The following is an 18,268-nucleotide window of genomic DNA, read 5'->3' as shown; positions in this document are numbered from 1 at the left end:
TAACCATATATCTTTAAATGTGAAATTAAATTCCTTTAACAGGCTTATCCCAACAGCCATCCCGATATTTTAAAAAATTGGGACTGTTAAACTAAATGCGAATCCGGCGCAAATATATGTACCCAAAAAGGGGCTCTGATGTATCCCCGATTATAATAATTCTGTCAATTAACAGGAAAAATAATGATCCAATCAGCAACCCACCTTTTCAATTGCAGATAAATATAGCATGCTCGCGATGGCAATAAAATATTGGAACACAATTCCGGTACCGGCTGCCGGTAAACAAATATTTCATATTTTCACCTTAATACATATTTTGTGATTGACTCAAGATACTATATAAATTCTACTCATCCTTTTACGGTTAATGAACCTAGTATAAGCTGTAAAGCGATTGCATCATCTAAATACCCGATTGGAAAAATGTAATCCGGAATTACATCTACAGGTAAAATGAAGTATAATAGTGCACTTCCCATAAGGGCGAGTTGAACTGGGGTCCCCTTCATCTTACTAAATTTCACAAACATTTCTTTCAAATTGTTAATAAATGGGCCTATGCTGCCTACTTTTTTAAGTTTTTCCTCAAAGCCCTTTAAAATAGTATCTTTCCCCTCATCTGTCTGTGCGTATTGTTTATAATTTTCTAATTGTTGTTCGACACTTTTAATCGAAAATTTTTTGTCATACATATTTGAGTTTTCAAGTATTTTTTGAATGTTTTCGATGGACGAATGAAAATCATCAGTTAGCTGCATTTCAGTATTCTGTTCGATCGGATAACCTGCAGCCTCAAATAAATCAGCAATAGGCACTCCAAGACATCTAGCAAATTTTTGTAAGTGTTCTGGATTTGCTTTTCGTTTACCGTTAATTATCCGTGAGATTGTAGCTGTATCAATTTCAGTAAGCTCACTAAGCTTCCTCATTGATAAAGACTGCTCCTTCAATAATTCCTTTAGTAGCAAACCAATTCTACTAAACTTATTGACTTCAGGCATAATCTTGTTTCCTTTCTTTATCTATTTTTATAGTAAATGGCTCTATATTAATTGTTGCAAGTGTTCTCTAAAAATATATATCACCGTTGACATTACGTCAATAATTCACAATTATTTTATAAATTTTCCAATATTTTTCTAACTAGAGAAATAATTATGTTGAATAATACCACATTTTTGTTGACATTTTGTCAATAAAATCATATATTTTCTCTATTCGAGCCAAAGGCTTTTTAATAGTTTTGCCTATACATTCATTCTTCTATGGACAATGAAACTGCTTCAATAGAAGCCACTCTCGCCCTTTGTTATGAATATGGATTCAAACTTGTCAGTTTAATAGGATTTATGGTGAATTCATTTACCAAATGTAAAAGGAGATGCATCATGGAATTACAAACAACAAATTCAGTCAGTGCTACGCGCACAAACCGAAATCCAAAACAAAAACGAAAATTAAAACGTATTTGGCGAGTATTTTTTACAATATGTTTAATCCTCGTATTAGGTGGAGGTGGGTTTTTATACGGAACAAACCAAGGACTGCAAATGCGTAGAATGCTATTAGGGACAGTATTTTCAACTTACCATCCACAATACGAAAAATATTTAAGACTTTTATTACCACAATCGGAAATCGATGCATTATATAATGCAAGGAATCATCCGCAAGTTATACAATCAACGATTGCAAAAGCGCAACCGGATAAGCAATCTACTTTTAAGAAAAGTTCATCCGAGAACATCCAAGTGGATACGGTAAATGCTCCCAATTACACGGCAAAAATAATGGTCATTCCCGATCCAACAACAGTTCACATTGTGGGAACAAAGTTTTCAGACAAAGGTCAACCTCTTTCTGATTTAATTAAAGAAAATAATGGAATCGCCGGGATAAACGCAGGAGGATTTTTTGACCCAAGAGGAAATGGAACCGGTGGTGAAATGATAGGAATTGTTATAAGTAACGGAAACATCCTTTCGGTTCCAAAGGGTGGCAAAAACGTACCATCACTTGTAGGTGGATTTTTAAAAGATGGTCAATTTATTACCGGAAATTATTCGACCAATCAATTATTAAATTTAGGAGTGAAAGATGCTGTAAGTTTTGGCCCCCAACTTATCGTTAATGGAGTAAATCGAGTTACTCCAACTGTTAATGGTGCATGGGGCTGGGCACCACGAACAGCTATCGGTCAAGAAAAAAATGGAAGTATTGTACTGATTATTACCGATGGTCGTTTTTATTGGGATAAAACCCATCGCGGCGCTTCAATGTCAGATATGGCTCATTTATTTGAAAAATATAATGTAACTAATGCAATTGCAATGGATGGAGGCGGTTCTACTACAATGATTAAGGATGGGACGCTCCAATTAAAACCTGCGACCAATACGGATGTTGGAATGCGTTATCTGCCGGATGCTTGGGTAGTTATCCCGCATTAACAAAAACAGCTTCCAATTCTATTTAAATTTGTAAAATAGACCAAATAAAATTAATCCCTCTTCTTCAGCGACTCACAACGTCTTTGACTGAATGAGGGATTGTATTTTTTAAAAGAGGAAAAAAATTATGTATAGAAAAATACTAAAATCCTATGATTATTCTTTAGCTATTGCTGCGGTCTTTTTAGCTGTCTTTGGTTTAATTATGGTCTATAGTGCGAGCATGGCTATGGCAATTCAAAGATACGGCGTTTCTAGTGATTATTTTTATCAAAAACAAAAGCTCTTTCTGATTGTAGCATTTTTTGTATTTCTACTTACCGCCTTATTTCCTTACAAGGCCTTAAAAAACAATAAAATACTGGGAATTATGGTTTTTGGATCATTGTTTCTTTTATTTACACTATCTCTCTTCGGCCATGTGGCAGGAGGCGCACAAAGTTGGATTAGACTTGGCCCGTTAAGTATTGAACCATCTGAATTTGTTAAGCTTTGTGTCATCATTTATTTATCTGCTGTTTACGCCAAAAAGCAAGCATATATAAATGAATTTAATAAAGGAACTTTCCCTCCCTTAATCTATTTAGGGCTGGTCTGTTTATTGATCGCAAGTCAACCTGACTTTGGTACTGTTGAGCTGATTTTATTATTTTCAAGTTCCATAATTCTCTCATCAGGTATAAGTTTTAAAAATATTTTAAAACTTATTATGATGGGTTCAGTTGTCATAATCCCCATCATTCTTATTTTTCATAATAAAGTTTTTACATCAAAGCGGATGGATCGATTTGCAGTCCTAAAGGATCCATTTGCTGCTGCGAAAACATCTGGTTATCACCTTGTAAATTCATACATAGCAATTGGTTCAGGTGGTATCAATGGCTTGGGCCTAGGTAAAGGGATTGAAAAATTAGGTTATTTACCAGAACCACATACTGATTTCATAATGGCTGTTATTGCAGAAGAGTTAGGAATATGGGGTGTTGGTTTTGTCATTATTTTGCTAGCCTTCATCGTATTAAGAGGGTTTATTATTGCAACACGATGCAAGGACCCATTTGGAAGCTTACTAGCCATTGGTATTTCAAGTATGATAGGAATTCAAGCCTTTGTTAATCTTTCCGGGGTTTCCGGTATCCTCCCGCTTGCCGGTGTGCCGTTACCATTTGTCAGTTACGGTGGATCTTCAATAATACAATTAGCAATTGCTGTGGGTATTTTAGTTAATGTATCCATGTTTGTTAATTACGAAAAAAAATATAAAACGAATTCACAACCTTTTAAGGTAGATAGTAAGGTTAAAAAGGAAAACGTATATTATTTGAAAAACTAGCAGAGACAACGTAAGTCTCTGTTTTTTTACACTATTACCCCTATTTAGATTATTTTTTCCGATTTTTAAGTATTTTTCATTTTGATTAATCTGAAAATATGCTGCATTCTAAGAATAAGTTAAAATAATAAACGAGAGTTTGAGGGAGAAAAATATGAGCAGAAAAACGGCAATTGTTACTGGATCCTCTAGTGGCTTTGGTCTATTGTGTGCGATTGAACTGGCAAAGAATGGCTTTCAGGTCATCGGCACAATGAGAAACGTGAATAAAGCTGAAACCCTCTTTAAGACGGCAAAGGAACATAATTTAATGGAATTAATAGATGTCCGGCAACTTGATGTCACTTCAACAAAATCTATCCATGACCTAAAAAAATATTTGTTTGAATTGAAATCAATCGATGTTCTGGTCAATAATGCAGGACTGGCTGTCGGAGGTTTTTGTGAGGAGCTTTCCATTGAGGAATATCGGGCACAATTTGAGACCAATTTTTTCGGAGTTATTGCCGTTACTCAGATGGTACTACCATTCATGAGGGGTTATGGCAGAGGAAAAATTATCAATATGAGCAGTATAAGCGGGCAAATGGGATTCCCCGGTTTATCTGCCTATACTTCCTCAAAATATGCTCTTGAAGGATTCAGCGAAAGCTTAAGGTTGGAGCTAAAACCATTTTGCATTGATGTCATGTTGGTGGAGCCGGGCTCTTATGCAACAAATATTTGGTCGAGCATTGACTCCTTAAATATTGATCAGGAGTCTCCTTACCGGTCCTATATGACAGCCATCTTAAATGAAATTGAATCCGGAAAAACAGCACATGGTGATCCTCTGGATGTCGCAAAATTGGTTGCTCAAATCGCTACACAAACAAAAAGCCCCGACCTAAGATATCCAATTGGTAAGGGAGTTAAAAAGAATCTTATTCTAAAAAAAATCATGCCGTGGAAAATGATTGAAAGTGTTATTTTAAAACAGATAAAAAAATAATTTATTCGTAAAGGAGCCTGATAACAAGCTCCTTTTTTTATTAACATGAATTAATCTTGCATAGTTTCTTACCTCCTTTAATCTTCTTATAAATAAATATAAAAGGATTTGTAATGATTAATAACAAAAAGCTGCCTTAACGACAGCTCCTACATTCAAAAAATAATTGTTAGTTTAACTTCATTTCATGATTAAGCAGCTTTTGTTTAAATTCTGTCAAAACGTTTATTCTTTCTTCAAATTCTTCTTGTTCAGCTTCTTCCCACAATTCAAGATCCGCTCCAAGCTTAATTAATTCGATTGCATTTGTCCGAACTTGTTCCTGGAGGCAATTCTTTTCTAGCTGTATGGCAGCCAACCCGATGAAAACTAACGATATTTCTTCCAAATCTTCCTCTAAATTTAAATCATCAATATATTCTTCTAAAATGATTTGTGTTGCATCCTCGGCTGATAAACCATCTTCCAGGTATTTAATAAAATCCTCTCGAACATCAAAAGTAGTATCATCGTCAAAAATCCCTGTACCCCAAGTTCCCATTAATACAACACTCCTTTTTCATTTTAGTTCAATTCCTACGTTTAATGCAGCAAAATAGAAAAAAGGACGAAATGGATCCTTTTTCTAACACATACATACACTAATATTCTTCGAATTTTTTAAAATACCTTTATAAAAATTTATTTAGATAGGAATTTCAATGATTAAATTCAACTTTTTTTATAATTTGAACAATAACTTTAATCCAATTGGAAATCAACTCCTAAATATTTCTTTTGTTTCGCTTGTTATAATAAGAGATTAATAGGAGTGGAAATATGAAACATATTAAATACCTTTTTATCTGTTTAATAAGCATTGCCATTGGAATTTCTGTATGGATTTACTATCCTCAATATCAAATTTATAAAATGAAAAAACGCACTGTTGAGGTAAGTACTGAAACAGCCAAAGTATCTTATATCAATTTTTTTCGAAATTCAAATGTAACACAAATTGATCTTCTGGCATTAGGGGATTCTGTCATTCGCGGGGTCGGAGCAGGGCAAAATGAAGATCTGGTACATCAGTTTTCAAACAAATTAGAAGGTCAAACACATAAAAAAGTCCTATTCCAAAATGAAGGAATAAATGGAATTACAAGCGGTGAATTAAGGGCCTTGGTTCAACAAGGTAGGTTTGATGAGGAAATCAAAAAGGCGGACATTGTAACGATTAATGTTGGCGGCAATGATATTCTTCGGGTTGCAAATGGACGGAACTTCCATAATGTTTTCCAAACATTTGATCAAGTACAAGCCGGCTTTTCAAAAAGTCTTTCAGAAATTTCGTCAAGAATAAAAGAACTAAATCCGAAAGCCACCCTCGTTTTTTTAGAATTGTATAATCCATTATCTTCATCCGATCAATTGTATTCCATAGCAAATAAATTGCTGCCAAATTGGAATCTAAAAATATATCAGGTTGCCGATCAATATTCATCCTCCATCGTAGTAGAAACTACAATGGTAATTAACGGTGACAAACCGCAAAACTTATCCCCTGATGGAGTCCATCCAAATTCGGCGGGGTATTCGGCAATTTCAGAGCAAATGATCTATCAATTTAAGCATCAATCCCGAAAAAAGTCAGTATAAAACGAAGGAGACTGATCTCCTTCGTTTTTTAGTTTTTTTTAAAGGCTATTTTCGCATAGATAGTTGTTTTTTCGTATAAGTTTATCAACCCGTATAATTAGAAGCTTCGTGGCATCTTTTCGAAAGAACATTTGCGAAAATTGCCTAGAAACTTAGTAAATGAACTTTATTAATCTTCAAAAGCAACAAAGTTTACGAAAAGAACCTTTTTAAAATACAATCGTTTTATTTCCATGAACGATTATTCGATCCTCTAGATGCCATTTTACAGCCCGGCCAAGAACGCTCCGCTCAACGGTACGGCCGATTTTCTTTAATTCCTCCACATTGTCCCGATGGTCAACACGATGAATATCCTGTTCAATAATTGGCCCCTCATCGAGATCGTTGGTTACATAATGAGAAGTGGCTCCAATTAATTTCACCCCGCGATGATAAGCGCGCTCATATGGTTTCGCTCCCACGAATGCCGGCAGGAATGAATGATGGATATTAATAATTTGATTCGGAAATTGTTTTACAAAGTTTGGCGTTAAAATCTGCATATAACGAGCTAGAACAATTAAATCGATATCGTACTCTGCTAAGAGCTGCTGATGCTTTTCTTCTGCTTCCATTCGATTATCTTTAGTTGCAGGTATGTAATAGAATGGAATCTCTAATCTTTCAGCTTCCACTCGAGCATCTTCATGGTTACTGATAATTAAAGCCACATCGGTTAATAAGTCGCCGCTTTGCCATTCCCATAAAAGCTCACGTAAACAATGGAGTTCCTTTGATACAAAGATTGCTGTCTTTTTGATTTCATATGCATAAGTAAAAGACCACTCCATAGAAAAGGACTGGGCAATTTCTTCAAACTGTCTCTCCATATCAGCTGACTTTTGTCTTAGATCAGGGCATTCAAAAACAATCCTAATAAAAAAAGTTCCTCCCTGAGGATTTGTCGAATATTGACTTGACTCAATTATATTCGCACCGTGTTCATATAAAAAACGGGAAACCGCCGCTACAATACCAGGGGCATCGGGACAATTAATTAATAGACGTCCCCTATTTTGATTTTGTTCTTGATATTTTTTAATTTGTTCTTCAATAAAACCTATCACTTTTCTTCCTCAATTCTTCAAGTTTTTTATTATTATACAGAACATTTACAAAAGGTGAAACGTTTTTTGCACTTAACCCTATCAAATTATTACAAACTTTCACTCTCTGGCAGAATTTCTTGGAGAGTACTCATCCATCCAAGCTGATTGTTTGCTGTTATTGTAAATCCTTTCTGTTTTCTCACCAGATACCATGAACCATTTTTTAAAAGATTCATTTTTATCATTGATACTTTCGGCTAGTTCTCTAAAAACTGGTGGATAGGGATTTTTCCGAATATGATTTCGGAATTTTTTCATCACTGTTTCGTATTCCAACTCGGAACAAAATTCAAACCAATTGCTTACTGTCTCATCTTTCGTCACGCAGAATGAATAAACTGTTTCAATTAACACCAATAGTTTGATAACCTCTTGCTTTGTCATTCACGAATCTCCTTCAATTTAGCTTTTCACATTTTCCGTTCATCCAATGTAAATCATCCTTACTTGTAGATGAGGTTTGATTTATCTTTTCTAGTCTTAACTGAATCGCAATTACACAATCTATTTTATATAAATCGGTAATATTTTCCTGAAGGCATCATAAAATAGAATATACGTTCGTAAAAAGGAGAGGATTTTGTTGAAAAACAATGATTCTTTGATTACAGGAGAAATGTTGAGCAGATATTACGAACTTAATAAGAAGAAAAAAGAAATTGAGCTGGAAATGAATGAATTAAAGGATGTTTTCCATCATTATTTTGAAAAATTAATTGGATCGTACGATAAAGGTGAAATTACGATCAATGGTTTTAAACTGCAAAGACAAGTGAGAAAACAGGAAAAATATAATGAAGAAATAACCATTAAGAGGTTAGAGGAACTACGAATGAATGATCTTATTCAGGTATTAAAAAAGCCGGACGATCTTAAAATCAAGTCGGCTCTTAATCTGGGATTATTAACTGATAAGCACTTGGAAGGCTGCCTAATAACAACTTACTCCCCCGCTATTTCTGTAAAATCGGTAACACCAAGATAAAACTTACCAAGGACCATTTCGGTCCTTTTTTTAAGGAAATTCACCAATATAGACCTTGATTTGAATCTGTTCCTCCAAATCCAATACAATAATGATCCTGACATCAATCGGGCAATTGGATTCGGCATTCACTTCCTAAAAGGATTGGGTAAGAGTTTAAAAGAGGAGTAACTAAATTAAGGAATAAAACAAAACGAGGAGACAATTCAACAAGATAGAGATTGTTGAATTGCTCCCCACTAGATTGGATTTGATGAATTATAGTAAATTTTCTCTGATAGTCCTAAAAATTATACTAAAAATGCGCCTAATGCTACCATCGCTTTCTTTAATGCTTGTTCATATGCTTTATCCTTGCCAATAACTGATCGGAAATCTGCCATATCTCTAACCGTTGAACGTCCTTCAATTTCATAACCATTTTCAAAAATCAGAAGACAAATGGTAGATTTATCACTCATGCGGTGAAATTTTTTTTCAACAATCATTTCCTCTAACTTTACACGTTTATCATCCTTAATTCGGCCGGTTCTGGAATAAGGGATAACGATATGGTCATACATATGGTGATTCTTACATGTTACGATAAGTATGTCTTCTCCTTTATGTTCAACGTTATTAATCTCTCCGCATTTAGGACAAATACTTTCAATAAACATTATTCCATCTCTCCCTTAAGCTCATTTCTTCCCACTTTTACCGGGTAACCTTTTATTGATAGAAGGTATAATGAAAACTATTGGTCCTTTTTCTTTGATGAATCTTTCCGTAATTGATCGCTTTCTAAAAAATAAACATCCCTTACTACTTTATTCATTTTGTTTACGCAATATTTAAAATTTTCCTTATTTTATTATTAATTCTTTATTCGGTCAACTCATTTTTTGCTATATTTATACTAAATGTAAAATTTAATGATATTTTAATAAAAATAAGAGGACGAAATCCATTTCGAATTCGTCCTTAATTTATACTATAGAAAAAGGATAGTTTCATCCTTACTTACCTGCCTTCATCTATCCTTTTTTGTACTGGAAATTTCTTTACTTCTATTGTATTACTCCATCAATAATCGTCATGTTTATATTGGTTCGTAATAATTCATCCGAGACTTCCATTTCAAAGAGATTTTTCGAAAAAACCGTCATATCCGCTAACTTACCCCTTGTTATCGTTCCTTTTATGTGCTCTTCGTTTGTGGCGTAGGCGCCACCAATTGTAAACAACTTAATGGCTTCCAGCATCGATAATTTCTCTTTTTTATTCCAGCCTTCGTGTGTTTGACCGGGAGCACTTCGCGTTACAGCTGCGTGAATTCCAAGCAGTGGATCGACGGGTTCCACCGGTGCATCGGATCCTCCCGCACATAAAACACCCGATGAAAGCAGCGTTTTCCATGCATATAAATATTGTTCCCGCTTCTCACCGAGTCTTTCTATTACCCATGGATAGTCTCCCACGAGAAATCTTGGCTGGATGTCTGCAATTCGGCTACGGGACGCTAAGCGCTTAACCAAATCCTCCCGTAGGACGGATACATGGATTAACCGATCCCGATAGTTAGAAGTTTGGAAACGGTCCAGGACATTAAGGACATTTTCCAAAGCCCTATCACCAATTGTATGTACTGCAATTGGCATCCCATGGTCTCTAACATCATTTACAATTTCTATCAGTGCTTCTTGACTGTACATTGCTTCCCCGTACTGGTTTGGTTCATCATCATACGGTTCTGATAAAAGGGCGGTTCTTCTACCTAGCGCTCCATCAGCAAAAATTTTAATCGCACCAATTTGTAATTTCTCATTCCCGTATCCTGCATACATTCCCCTTTCCCTCAATTCTTTTAGGAAAGGATAATCAATGAGGAGATTACACCGTAACCCTTTATGTTCATGATTAATTAATTCATTATACATCCTGTAGGTTTGATCCAGGCCTCCCAAATAGGCGGGATCATTGGAATGTACACTGGTTAATCCTTTTTTTACGGCAAATTTCATGGCTTTTTCTAAACCGCTCTTTAACTCTTCATACGTTTTCTCCGGTATGTACTTTGTAATAAGTTTTGAAGCCGATTCAAGAAGTAGTCCTGTAGGTTTTTTCGTCATTGAATCGAGGACAACACTGCCTCCCATCGGAACTTCAATACTAGGATGATAATTGCTTATTTCAAGCGCCTTGCTATTCACTAAAAAAGCGTGATAACAAATCCGTTTTAAATAAATGGGACAATGTGGTGCCACATGATCCAGTTCGTCGATCGTTGGAATTGTACCTTCCTCAAAAAGATTCTCATCCCAACCCATTCCAATCAGCCACTTACCTGGAGCAATCGTATCGGCTTTTACTTTTATTTTTTCAAGCATTTCATTTTTTGATTTAACACCTGTTAAATCAAGATCTAAAAAATGGAACGCAACACCTGAAAGATGCAGGTGACTATCGATTAGTCCTGGGGTTACCATCTTTCCTTGTAAATCAATAATGGCAGACCCGACTCTTCCCCATTGCAGGACCATATCATTATGTAAACCAACATCAAGAATTCTGCCGTTCTCCACCACTACGGTCTGAGCCAGCGGATAGTTTTCATCCATTGTGTAGATTAATCCGTTCGTATAAATTGTTTTTGCCACACAAATCCCTCCATAGAATTATCTCTAGTAGAATCCCATACAAAATACATCTTTCACATTCATTATATAAGACATTAGCTGAAGTGTAGATAATGAATTTTTCTTTTAATATTGCCGCAATTCCAGCATCCGTGATAATGTTCCCCGGTAGAAAGATAAAAAAAGTTGCTTTCTTCCTTATCAACTGTCATGCTTATGAAGATACTAGACTAAAAAGAAAAAACGTAAAGGTGACTAACATGATTGAGATCAAGACTTCGAAACTAAGCGATGGAGAGCTAAATAGAGGGGTATTTGCGACGTGTGATATCGCAAAAGGTGAGCTAATACATGAAGCACCTGTCCTTCCTTACCCTAACATGGAGCATGAACACATCGAAAAAACTCTGCTTGCAGATTACGCGTTTGAATACGGTAAGAACCATTCAGCTATCCTTTTAGGATATGGTATGCTATTTAATCATTCGTATAAGCCTAATGCCACTTATGATATTAATTTTAATAACCATACGTTTGAGTTCTATGCGTACACCGATATAAAGGCTGGAGAAGAAATACTAATCAACTATAATGGCGATGTTGATGACAATGAACCGCTTTGGTTCGATAAAGACAAAAAAGATAATGGTGAAGAAGAAGTGAAGAAATAACCGAAAAGCGAACAGTCCACGGGAACTGTTCGCTTGTTTTTAAAATATGAGTTAGTATCGACCATATGCAACAAAAAGGGCCAAAATTAATAAAATAAGGTTCATTATAATTGCTTTATATTCCTTCCGCTTCGCATGAAATACGGCTGCAAAAATCATTATTATGGCAATTCCCAGAGCCGCAAGTGGAATCAGTGATGTCCAAATTCCAAAAATCCCGGGTACTATTACCCCAAGTCCGCCCAGCAGCTCAGCAGTCCCTACAAATAAGGTCAATCCCTTTGAAGTATCCTTTACCCACGGCAGACTTACCATGGCCTTTTCATACTGAACTTTTGTTGACCCAAACGCAATAAAGGCCAGACCTAAAACTAATTGAACAATCCATAAGGCAATATTCATTTATAGGCACTCCTTTTAACGTGTTTTTTCTATTCCATTTGTTTAAAAAATAAATCCCGCAAAATGAAAGGAACCAATGGAATCATTGCAAACACAAAACCTTATTGCCTTCAATTAAATTGAACCCTCCCTTGTTTCAATTATGATCGTATTGTTATATATTCATCATGATTTAACTTAATTCACAGGGACTTTAAAGTTTTATAGGATCCAAAAAACACCTATATTACCCAAAACAAAAAAAGAGCTGGTACTCAGCTCTTTCTTGTTTGGAATTTTATTAGTTAAAAATGTTTTAAATAAAAAAGTAAATCTCCTAGGTCAATGTATAGTGCTCCGGACGTCTATCCTTCAGGTATAATGGAAATTTTCTAGCTTTTTGTACCAAATCAATATCAATTTCTACTATTAACTCTTCCTCTTGATTTCCTCCTTTTACGAGTAGTTCACCATATGGATTTGCTGCAGCACTTTCACCGAAAAAAAGCGTAGATTCTTCTCTACCAATTTGATTGGTTGTAGCAACAAACACTTGATTTTCCGCTGCTCGACTTTGAATAAAGAGCTGTTGAACATGTTGAAACGGTGTCATATTCGCCGTTGGAGCTAAAATAATTTCCGCACCCTTCACCGCAAGGGTGCGAGCTGATTCCGGAAACTCTGTATCGTAACAGATCATTATCCCTATTTTTCCAATTTTGGTATCCCAGACAGGAAAGGAAGATCCAGCTTCGAAATATTTTGGTTCTTCATCCCATAAGTGAACCTTTTGGTAAGTGCCAAGGATTTCCCCTTCTTCATCGATAAAACATGCGGAATTATAGAGTCGATTCTCTTTCTTTTCAGGAAACCCGAAAACTACCATTACTCTATATTTTTTAGCCATGTCTCGTATTTGGCAAATAGAAGGACCTTCTAAGTCTTCGGCCATTTCACTTGTTTGTTCTCTTGTAAAATAACCAGTTAGGAACAATTCGGGAAACATGACAAGATCAGCCCTTTGCTTATGAGCGTTTATGATAAACCGTTCCATCGTTTTTAAATTATTTTCTTTTTCAAGTAAACATGGCTTTGCTTGTGCTAATAGAATTTTAGGCATCCAATGGCTCCTCTCTGTATTCTTTTTTGATATGATCAGAATTTGATTCTTGTCCATTTAAGACCCAATGAGTTAGACTTCTGGGTTTAAGATACAAATAATAATAAAGGAGAGCAACCGCAAAGGCTACAGCACTTGTGACAAGATCCTTACCTGCCTGCTGGGACAAAGCGGCGATGGACCCAAAGATAGCAATAATAGGAATAACAGGAAATAACGGTGATTTAAATGGTCGATGAAGTTCCTTGTCACGGATCCGGCTGATAATAACACATAAAGCTACAGTTGCGTATAACAGGACGATAGTTACAGAAGTGAAGGTAACCATACTAACCAAACTGGAATCAAAACAAGCAATTGCTCCCAATGCCCCCATGAATATTGTGGCAAGCCAGGGGGTTTTAAATTTAGGATGGAGTGTTGTTAGGAATTTATTTACTTTTTTAGGAAAAGCTTTGTCACGACCGGCACTGTAGTACACCCGGGAAAATTGAAGAATTACGGCCAGGACACAGTTGATCATGGCAATCGCTGCCCCGGCATTCAAAAAGAGGGTTCCACTCTTGCCCATGTACAATTCCCCAATATCGTTAATAGGTGACGACGAAGAAAGAAATGTCTTGATGTCAGGAACGGAAATTAAGATGCAGAATATCGGAATAATTTGTGCCATTATTCCAATTAATGCTGAAGTAAATAAGGTTTTACCAATGTTAGCATTTTGGTCTGTTTCTTCCGAAAAGTTAATGGAGCTATCGTATCCATTATAGGAAAAGAGAGCAACAGTGACAGCTGCAAAGAGCGTGGACCAAGAAACCGGGATCGTAGTTGTTTTATCCGCTGATAGTGTCACAGGATGAAATAGACTGCCAACTTCCTGTGAAGGATGGAAAACAGCTGCGATCGCAATGATACCAACAACAACTAATTCAAGTACAAGAAATACTTCAACGAACTTGGCATTCCATTTCATGGAAAGGATCGTAACAATCGTACAGCCAACCATAACCCCAAAGGCCGTCCAATTTTCTGTCCACCCAGGGAAAATTTTGATTAAATAAGCAGCAGCACCAAAAGCAATGGTGGCAGGAAGGAAGATACCTTGGATAAGATAGTTTAAAAGGGCCAGAAAACCGATGGGACGCCCCAAAACGCGGTAAACAATACTGTATAACCCCCCAGCCCCGGGGTATAATGCTCCCAACTCACCCATACATAAAGCTACACATAATGCAATAACAGCCGCACCCAGGAAGGAGAGAAATGTCCCAGTTCCAGCTGTTGCCAGGACTGCAGGCACCATAAGGAAAACACCTGTTGTGGGGCTTATGTCACTTACAGAAATGGATATGTTTCCTAAAAAAGAAAGCGATCTTGATAAATCTTCTATTGGTTTCTTATCCTTTGACATAAGTTTACACTCCCTTAGGATAAAATATAATCATAGTTTACTAGAATTGATAGCGGTAATTCCATTCGTGCTGTCATCAGCGGATCCACTACCTGACAAATTCTAAGATCACCTACAAGGCTAAGCAGCATGCCGGCTTCATTGAACTCCAGGCCTAGCTCATTGGTCAGGAAGCGGTGCATTTGGTTGGTGGCTTGCTTTGCTGCCAAATCTAGAGTCTCGGCAGAAGCGATGGTCATAATGTGTTCCCCTTCTCTTAGCAAAGGTAATGGCAGTATTTTGTCTTTAATTACACTGACACGAATAGTAACCTCACCGGCAATTTCAAGTCCACAGATAATAACTTCTCCGTCTCCCATAACTGCATGAAGATCTCCCATGGATAGGAGGGCACCTGGAACATGGACAGGCAAATAGAGTGTGGCTCCTTCAACAATTCTTTTGCAATCCATATTTCCTCCATGCTGCCCGGGAGTTCCAGTAGGTATTTCTTCAATGGCTGGGGCGGTTCCGATGACACCAATCATCGGTCGAATAGGAATTTGGATCCGTTCATTAAACAGGGCCTGTCCGTTATCAATGCGAATAACCTTTGTTTTTTCTTCTTTAATAGAATCCCCTAGAACACCAAAATTTGGTGCAACCGTCATGACACCCTGATTACCAATGGAAATATTTAGGATTTCCACCTTTAATACATCTCCCTGTTCAGCCTCCTCTATGAATAAAGGTCCAGTGGCAGGGTTGATCTTGTCCCAACCAACGGAACTGAACAGTTGGTCCTCCATTTGAATAAGGTTGCTAAAACAGTCACAAGTTTCAAAAGTAATCGTTGATCCGCTAGTGGTTGCCTGTACGGGAGGGTTAGATGATGAAAACGTTAAAATGATTTTCTCTTTCGGAATCTTAACATGTGTTATTTCTGACATTTGTTTGCCTCCAATCATTCAATAGATAGTTCGAAATATTCAGATAAATAGGATTAAAAATAAATGTTAACCACCCTAGTGTTTTACAACAAGAGGTTAACATTTTTTCTATTTCGATAAAGCTCATTTACTATATTGTACATAGGTAAACAGCGCTTTACATCTTACAATCTGTGTAATATTTTAAAGTATTATGTTACGATTTGTTTGATTATTAGGATAATTTAGAGATTATTTCCATTTAAACGAGTTTTTTCTTACTGTTAGCGTCACAAAAAATCCCCGAGTCCTTATATGTCCCGAGGAGCAGTGTGCTTATTTCTTATTTAAAATTTCTTTCAGTTTATTATATTCCTCGACATCGATCCCTGGAAGCCAGTCGATAAATACTTCTTGTTAGCCGATTTTATAAGTTACTGAAACAGTTTATCTAAGATAATACTAATCTTTTCTTCCTTTAAACAATTTTCACAAAAACGAATGATTTTATTTTCAGTCATTTTTTCACTCTCTTCATCGGTGAGACCACATACCGGACAAATTTCTTCCATCCAGTCACGCTCCTATTTATCCGAGTTCCTATAATTAAATATACTCCTATTTTTGCACAATTTCTTCCTTTTTATCCAATGCTGGCGATAATAAGCAAAAAGCCCAACGTTCTCACGTTGGACTTTTTAAATAAACATTTAGTCACGTAAACGAAATGGTACGGTGGATACCACAACATCTTTACGAGCCAAGAGAAGGGAACGAATACGAAACGCGGATTGATTATGCAACAACCGATGCCACCATTTTCGAGTGATAAACTCCGGTAAAAGGACCGTTACAGTCTTTTCATTATCATAATGACGGTCTATTCGTTCAATGAATTCGACCAATGGTTTTATAAAAGCACGGTAGCGGGATACAAAAACTACTAATCTAACATCCGGATTCCATTCTTCCCATTTATCTTCCATTCTTTTAGCATCTTCTTGAGAAAATGCTACATAAAAAGCGACCACATTAGGTGTAAGAGTTTTCGCATAAGCAATTGTGGATGCAACCACTCTGTGAACACCGGCAACGGGGATAATTACTACCGTTTCTTTTTGTGGAAGTGGTTCTGATAAATCAAACCTTAATGCTTTCCCTACATTTTCGTAATGTTTGTTAATTCTTGTGATAAACCATACTAAAATTGGTGTGATGATTACTACAATCCAAGCTCCCTCTTCAAACTTTGTGAAACCAAAAATAATGACAACACAAAATGTAACAAAAGCACCAAGCCCATTAATGATAGATTTTCGCTTCCATCCTTGTGTCCTTTCACGCTTCCACTTTAATACCAAACCAATTTGAGACAACGTAAACGACAAAAATACGCCAATTGCATAAAGAGGAATCAACAATTCAGTTCTTCCACCAAAGACGATAAGCAAAATACTGGCTAAAACGCCTAACGTAATGATTCCGTTATGAAAAGCTAAACGATCCCCACGGTTGCTAAACATCCGTGGGAAATTTTTATCTTGAGCCATGATTGATCCTAAAATTGGAAACCCGTTGAAACTGGTATTCGCCGCTAATACTAAAATTAACATTGTAGCAAGCTGAGTAATATAATACATTCCGTCACGACCAAATGCACGCTCTGCCACCATAGAGAGAACTGTAGTAGTTCCGCTCGTGTCAGGTTTAATAGCATAAATTTGTGAAAGGATCGTTACTCCACCGAAAATGATCGCTAGTATTGAGCCTAAAGTTACCATAGTAAGTTTAGCATTCTTTTGTGCCGGAGTCCGAAAATGCGGTACAGCATTAGATATCGCTTCTATTCCTGTAACCGCGGAACATCCTGATGAGAATGCCTTCAATAAAACAAACAAAGTTAAACCTGTAGGTAAAGACGTTGGTACAGAGACTGCATGTTTTACTTGACTTGCCCCTGTGAACCAATCAAACATTCCCTTTCCCACAAGCATCAACATACAAAAAATAAATAAATAGGTTGGAAAAGCAAAGACTTTTCCGGATTCAGAAGTTCCACGAAGGTTCATCCATACCATAAACCAGACAAATACGAGTCCAATAGGAACAATATATGGGACAATTGGAGGGAAGGCTGATGTAATCGCCAAAACTCCGGCTGAAATGGATACAGCTACGGTTAGCGTATAGTCAATGAGTAATGATACTCCGGCCAACCGCCCCCACATCATTCCCAAATTTTCTTTGGCAACCATATATGCTCCTCCGCCTTGTGGATAGGCATCTATAACCTGCCGGTAGCTTATGATTAAGATGGATATTAACAAAATAATAGCAATGGCAATCGGTAAAGAAAACGAGAACGCTACTGCTCCAACTGTAGCTAACTCTAATAAAATCATTTCTGTTCCGTATGCTACAGAAGAAAGCGCATCGGAAGAAAGAATCGGCAATGCCTTCCACATTGGCATTTTTTCAGCCTCGGCCTCACTTGATTTCAACGGACGGCCCAGAAGTAGTTTTCTAATTGATTGAGAAGTCATAATTTCTTTCCCCCAGAATAAACAATTTACAAAAGATATTATTTCTACTAAGCAGTGGTAAACAA

General features: G+C 36.6%; 18 protein-coding genes and 1 pseudogene. 7 read left to right on the top strand and 12 right to left on the bottom strand.

Going from position 1 to position 18,268, the window contains the following annotated elements; translation table 11 throughout:
* Nucleotides 1-353 precede the first annotated feature (353 nt).
* The gene (locus AC3ANV_RS12430) at nt 354-1,004 is read right to left on the bottom strand and encodes a helix-turn-helix domain-containing protein (RefSeq protein WP_488313885.1); all 651 of its coding nucleotides are present in this window, start codon (nt 1,002-1,004) and stop codon (nt 354-356) included.
* 387 nt (nt 1,005-1,391) lie between these two features.
* On the opposite strand from AC3ANV_RS12430, the gene AC3ANV_RS12425 reads away from it, so the two are divergent.
* The 3 genes from AC3ANV_RS12425 to AC3ANV_RS12415 all read left to right on the top strand — a co-directional run bounded on the left by AC3ANV_RS12425 (nt 1,392) and on the right by AC3ANV_RS12415 (nt 4,777).
* Nucleotides 1,392-2,453 (top strand): phosphodiester glycosidase family protein, encoded by a 1,062-nt coding sequence (locus AC3ANV_RS12425; RefSeq protein WP_488313884.1) that lies wholly within the window; start codon nt 1,392-1,394, stop codon nt 2,451-2,453.
* A 127-nt stretch (nt 2,454-2,580) separates the two neighbouring features.
* Entirely contained in the window at nt 2,581-3,786 is a 1,206-nt protein-coding gene (locus tag AC3ANV_RS12420) for an FtsW/RodA/SpoVE family cell cycle protein (RefSeq protein ID WP_488313883.1), read from the top strand.
* Between the two features lie 154 nt (nt 3,787-3,940).
* On the top strand, nt 3,941-4,777 hold the full coding sequence (locus AC3ANV_RS12415; protein ID WP_488313882.1) for an SDR family oxidoreductase: 837 nt from the start codon (nt 3,941-3,943) through the stop codon (nt 4,775-4,777).
* A 169-nt stretch (nt 4,778-4,946) separates the two neighbouring features.
* Here AC3ANV_RS12415 and AC3ANV_RS12410 read toward each other — a convergent pair whose 3' ends face one another.
* Entirely contained in the window at nt 4,947-5,318 is a 372-nt protein-coding gene (locus tag AC3ANV_RS12410) for a MarR family transcriptional regulator (protein ID WP_488313881.1), read from the bottom strand.
* Nucleotides 5,319-5,596: 278 nt separating this feature from the next.
* Between AC3ANV_RS12410 and AC3ANV_RS12405 the strand changes: the two genes are divergently transcribed.
* Entirely contained in the window at nt 5,597-6,415 is an 819-nt protein-coding gene (locus tag AC3ANV_RS12405; RefSeq protein WP_488313880.1) for a GDSL-type esterase/lipase family protein, read from the top strand.
* A gap of 209 nt (nt 6,416-6,624) precedes the next feature.
* Here AC3ANV_RS12405 and purU read toward each other — a convergent pair whose 3' ends face one another.
* Nucleotides 6,625-7,524 carry a formyltetrahydrofolate deformylase gene (gene purU, locus AC3ANV_RS12400; protein ID WP_488313879.1) on the bottom strand — a complete coding sequence of 300 codons (900 nt, stop codon included), beginning with the start codon at nt 7,522-7,524 and terminating at the stop codon, nt 6,625-6,627.
* A 99-nt stretch (nt 7,525-7,623) separates the two neighbouring features.
* A complete protein-coding gene (locus tag AC3ANV_RS12395) occupies nt 7,624-7,950 on the bottom strand; it encodes a replicative helicase loader/inhibitor (RefSeq protein WP_488313878.1) in 327 nt (108 codons plus the stop codon).
* A gap of 199 nt (nt 7,951-8,149) precedes the next feature.
* Between AC3ANV_RS12395 and AC3ANV_RS12390 the strand changes: the two genes are divergently transcribed.
* Nucleotides 8,150-8,551 (top strand): hypothetical protein, encoded by a 402-nt coding sequence (locus AC3ANV_RS12390; protein ID WP_488313877.1) that lies wholly within the window; start codon nt 8,150-8,152, stop codon nt 8,549-8,551.
* Nucleotides 8,552-8,641: 90 nt separating this feature from the next.
* Nucleotides 8,642-8,722: pseudogene (locus tag AC3ANV_RS12385) on the top strand (DUF1641 domain-containing protein); the annotation flags it as partial.
* Nucleotides 8,723-8,841: 119 nt separating this feature from the next.
* Here AC3ANV_RS12385 and AC3ANV_RS12380 read toward each other — a convergent pair.
* Nucleotides 8,842-9,210: a Gp49 family protein gene (locus AC3ANV_RS12380; RefSeq protein WP_488313876.1), complete on the bottom strand. Its 369-nt coding sequence runs from the start codon at nt 9,208-9,210 to the stop codon at nt 8,842-8,844.
* A 390-nt stretch (nt 9,211-9,600) separates the two neighbouring features.
* Complete coding sequence (locus tag AC3ANV_RS12375; protein ID WP_488313875.1) at nt 9,601-11,190, bottom strand: amidohydrolase; 1,590 nt, start codon at nt 11,188-11,190, stop codon at nt 9,601-9,603.
* Between the two features lie 239 nt (nt 11,191-11,429).
* Here AC3ANV_RS12375 and AC3ANV_RS12370 point away from each other — a divergent pair, with 239 nt between their 5' ends.
* Complete coding sequence (locus tag AC3ANV_RS12370; protein ID WP_488313874.1) at nt 11,430-11,840, top strand: SET domain-containing protein; 411 nt, start codon at nt 11,430-11,432, stop codon at nt 11,838-11,840.
* A gap of 51 nt (nt 11,841-11,891) precedes the next feature.
* On the opposite strand, the gene AC3ANV_RS12365 is transcribed toward AC3ANV_RS12370, so the two are convergent.
* The 6 genes from AC3ANV_RS12365 to AC3ANV_RS12340 form a co-directional block, all read right to left on the bottom strand.
* Nucleotides 11,892-12,242 carry a DoxX family protein gene (locus AC3ANV_RS12365; protein WP_488313873.1) on the bottom strand — a complete coding sequence of 117 codons (351 nt, stop codon included), beginning with the start codon at nt 12,240-12,242 and terminating at the stop codon, nt 11,892-11,894.
* 316 nt (nt 12,243-12,558) lie between these two features.
* A complete protein-coding gene (locus AC3ANV_RS12360; RefSeq protein WP_488313872.1) occupies nt 12,559-13,341 on the bottom strand; it encodes a carbon-nitrogen hydrolase family protein in 783 nt (260 codons plus the stop codon).
* Nucleotides 13,334-14,752 carry an APC family permease gene (locus AC3ANV_RS12355; protein WP_488313871.1) on the bottom strand — a complete coding sequence of 473 codons (1,419 nt, stop codon included), beginning with the start codon at nt 14,750-14,752 and terminating at the stop codon, nt 13,334-13,336. Before AC3ANV_RS12355 ends, AC3ANV_RS12360 begins: the two co-directional genes overlap by 8 nt.
* 14 nt (nt 14,753-14,766) lie before the next feature.
* Complete coding sequence (locus tag AC3ANV_RS12350) at nt 14,767-15,681, bottom strand: acetamidase/formamidase family protein (RefSeq protein ID WP_488313870.1); 915 nt, start codon at nt 15,679-15,681, stop codon at nt 14,767-14,769.
* A gap of 413 nt (nt 15,682-16,094) precedes the next feature.
* The gene (locus tag AC3ANV_RS12345) at nt 16,095-16,232 is read right to left on the bottom strand and encodes a hypothetical protein (RefSeq protein ID WP_488313869.1); all 138 of its coding nucleotides are present in this window, start codon (nt 16,230-16,232) and stop codon (nt 16,095-16,097) included.
* 138 nt (nt 16,233-16,370) lie between these two features.
* Nucleotides 16,371-18,203, bottom strand: a complete 1,833-nt coding sequence (locus AC3ANV_RS12340; RefSeq protein ID WP_488313868.1) for an APC family permease — start codon at nt 18,201-18,203, stop codon at nt 16,371-16,373.
* Nucleotides 18,204-18,268 lie beyond the last annotated feature (65 nt).

It is taken from the genome of Neobacillus sp. DFD-2R (assembly GCF_057747865.1).
The sequence above is the reverse complement of the archived record's forward strand: the minus strand, read 5'-3'. Positions and strand labels throughout refer to the sequence as shown.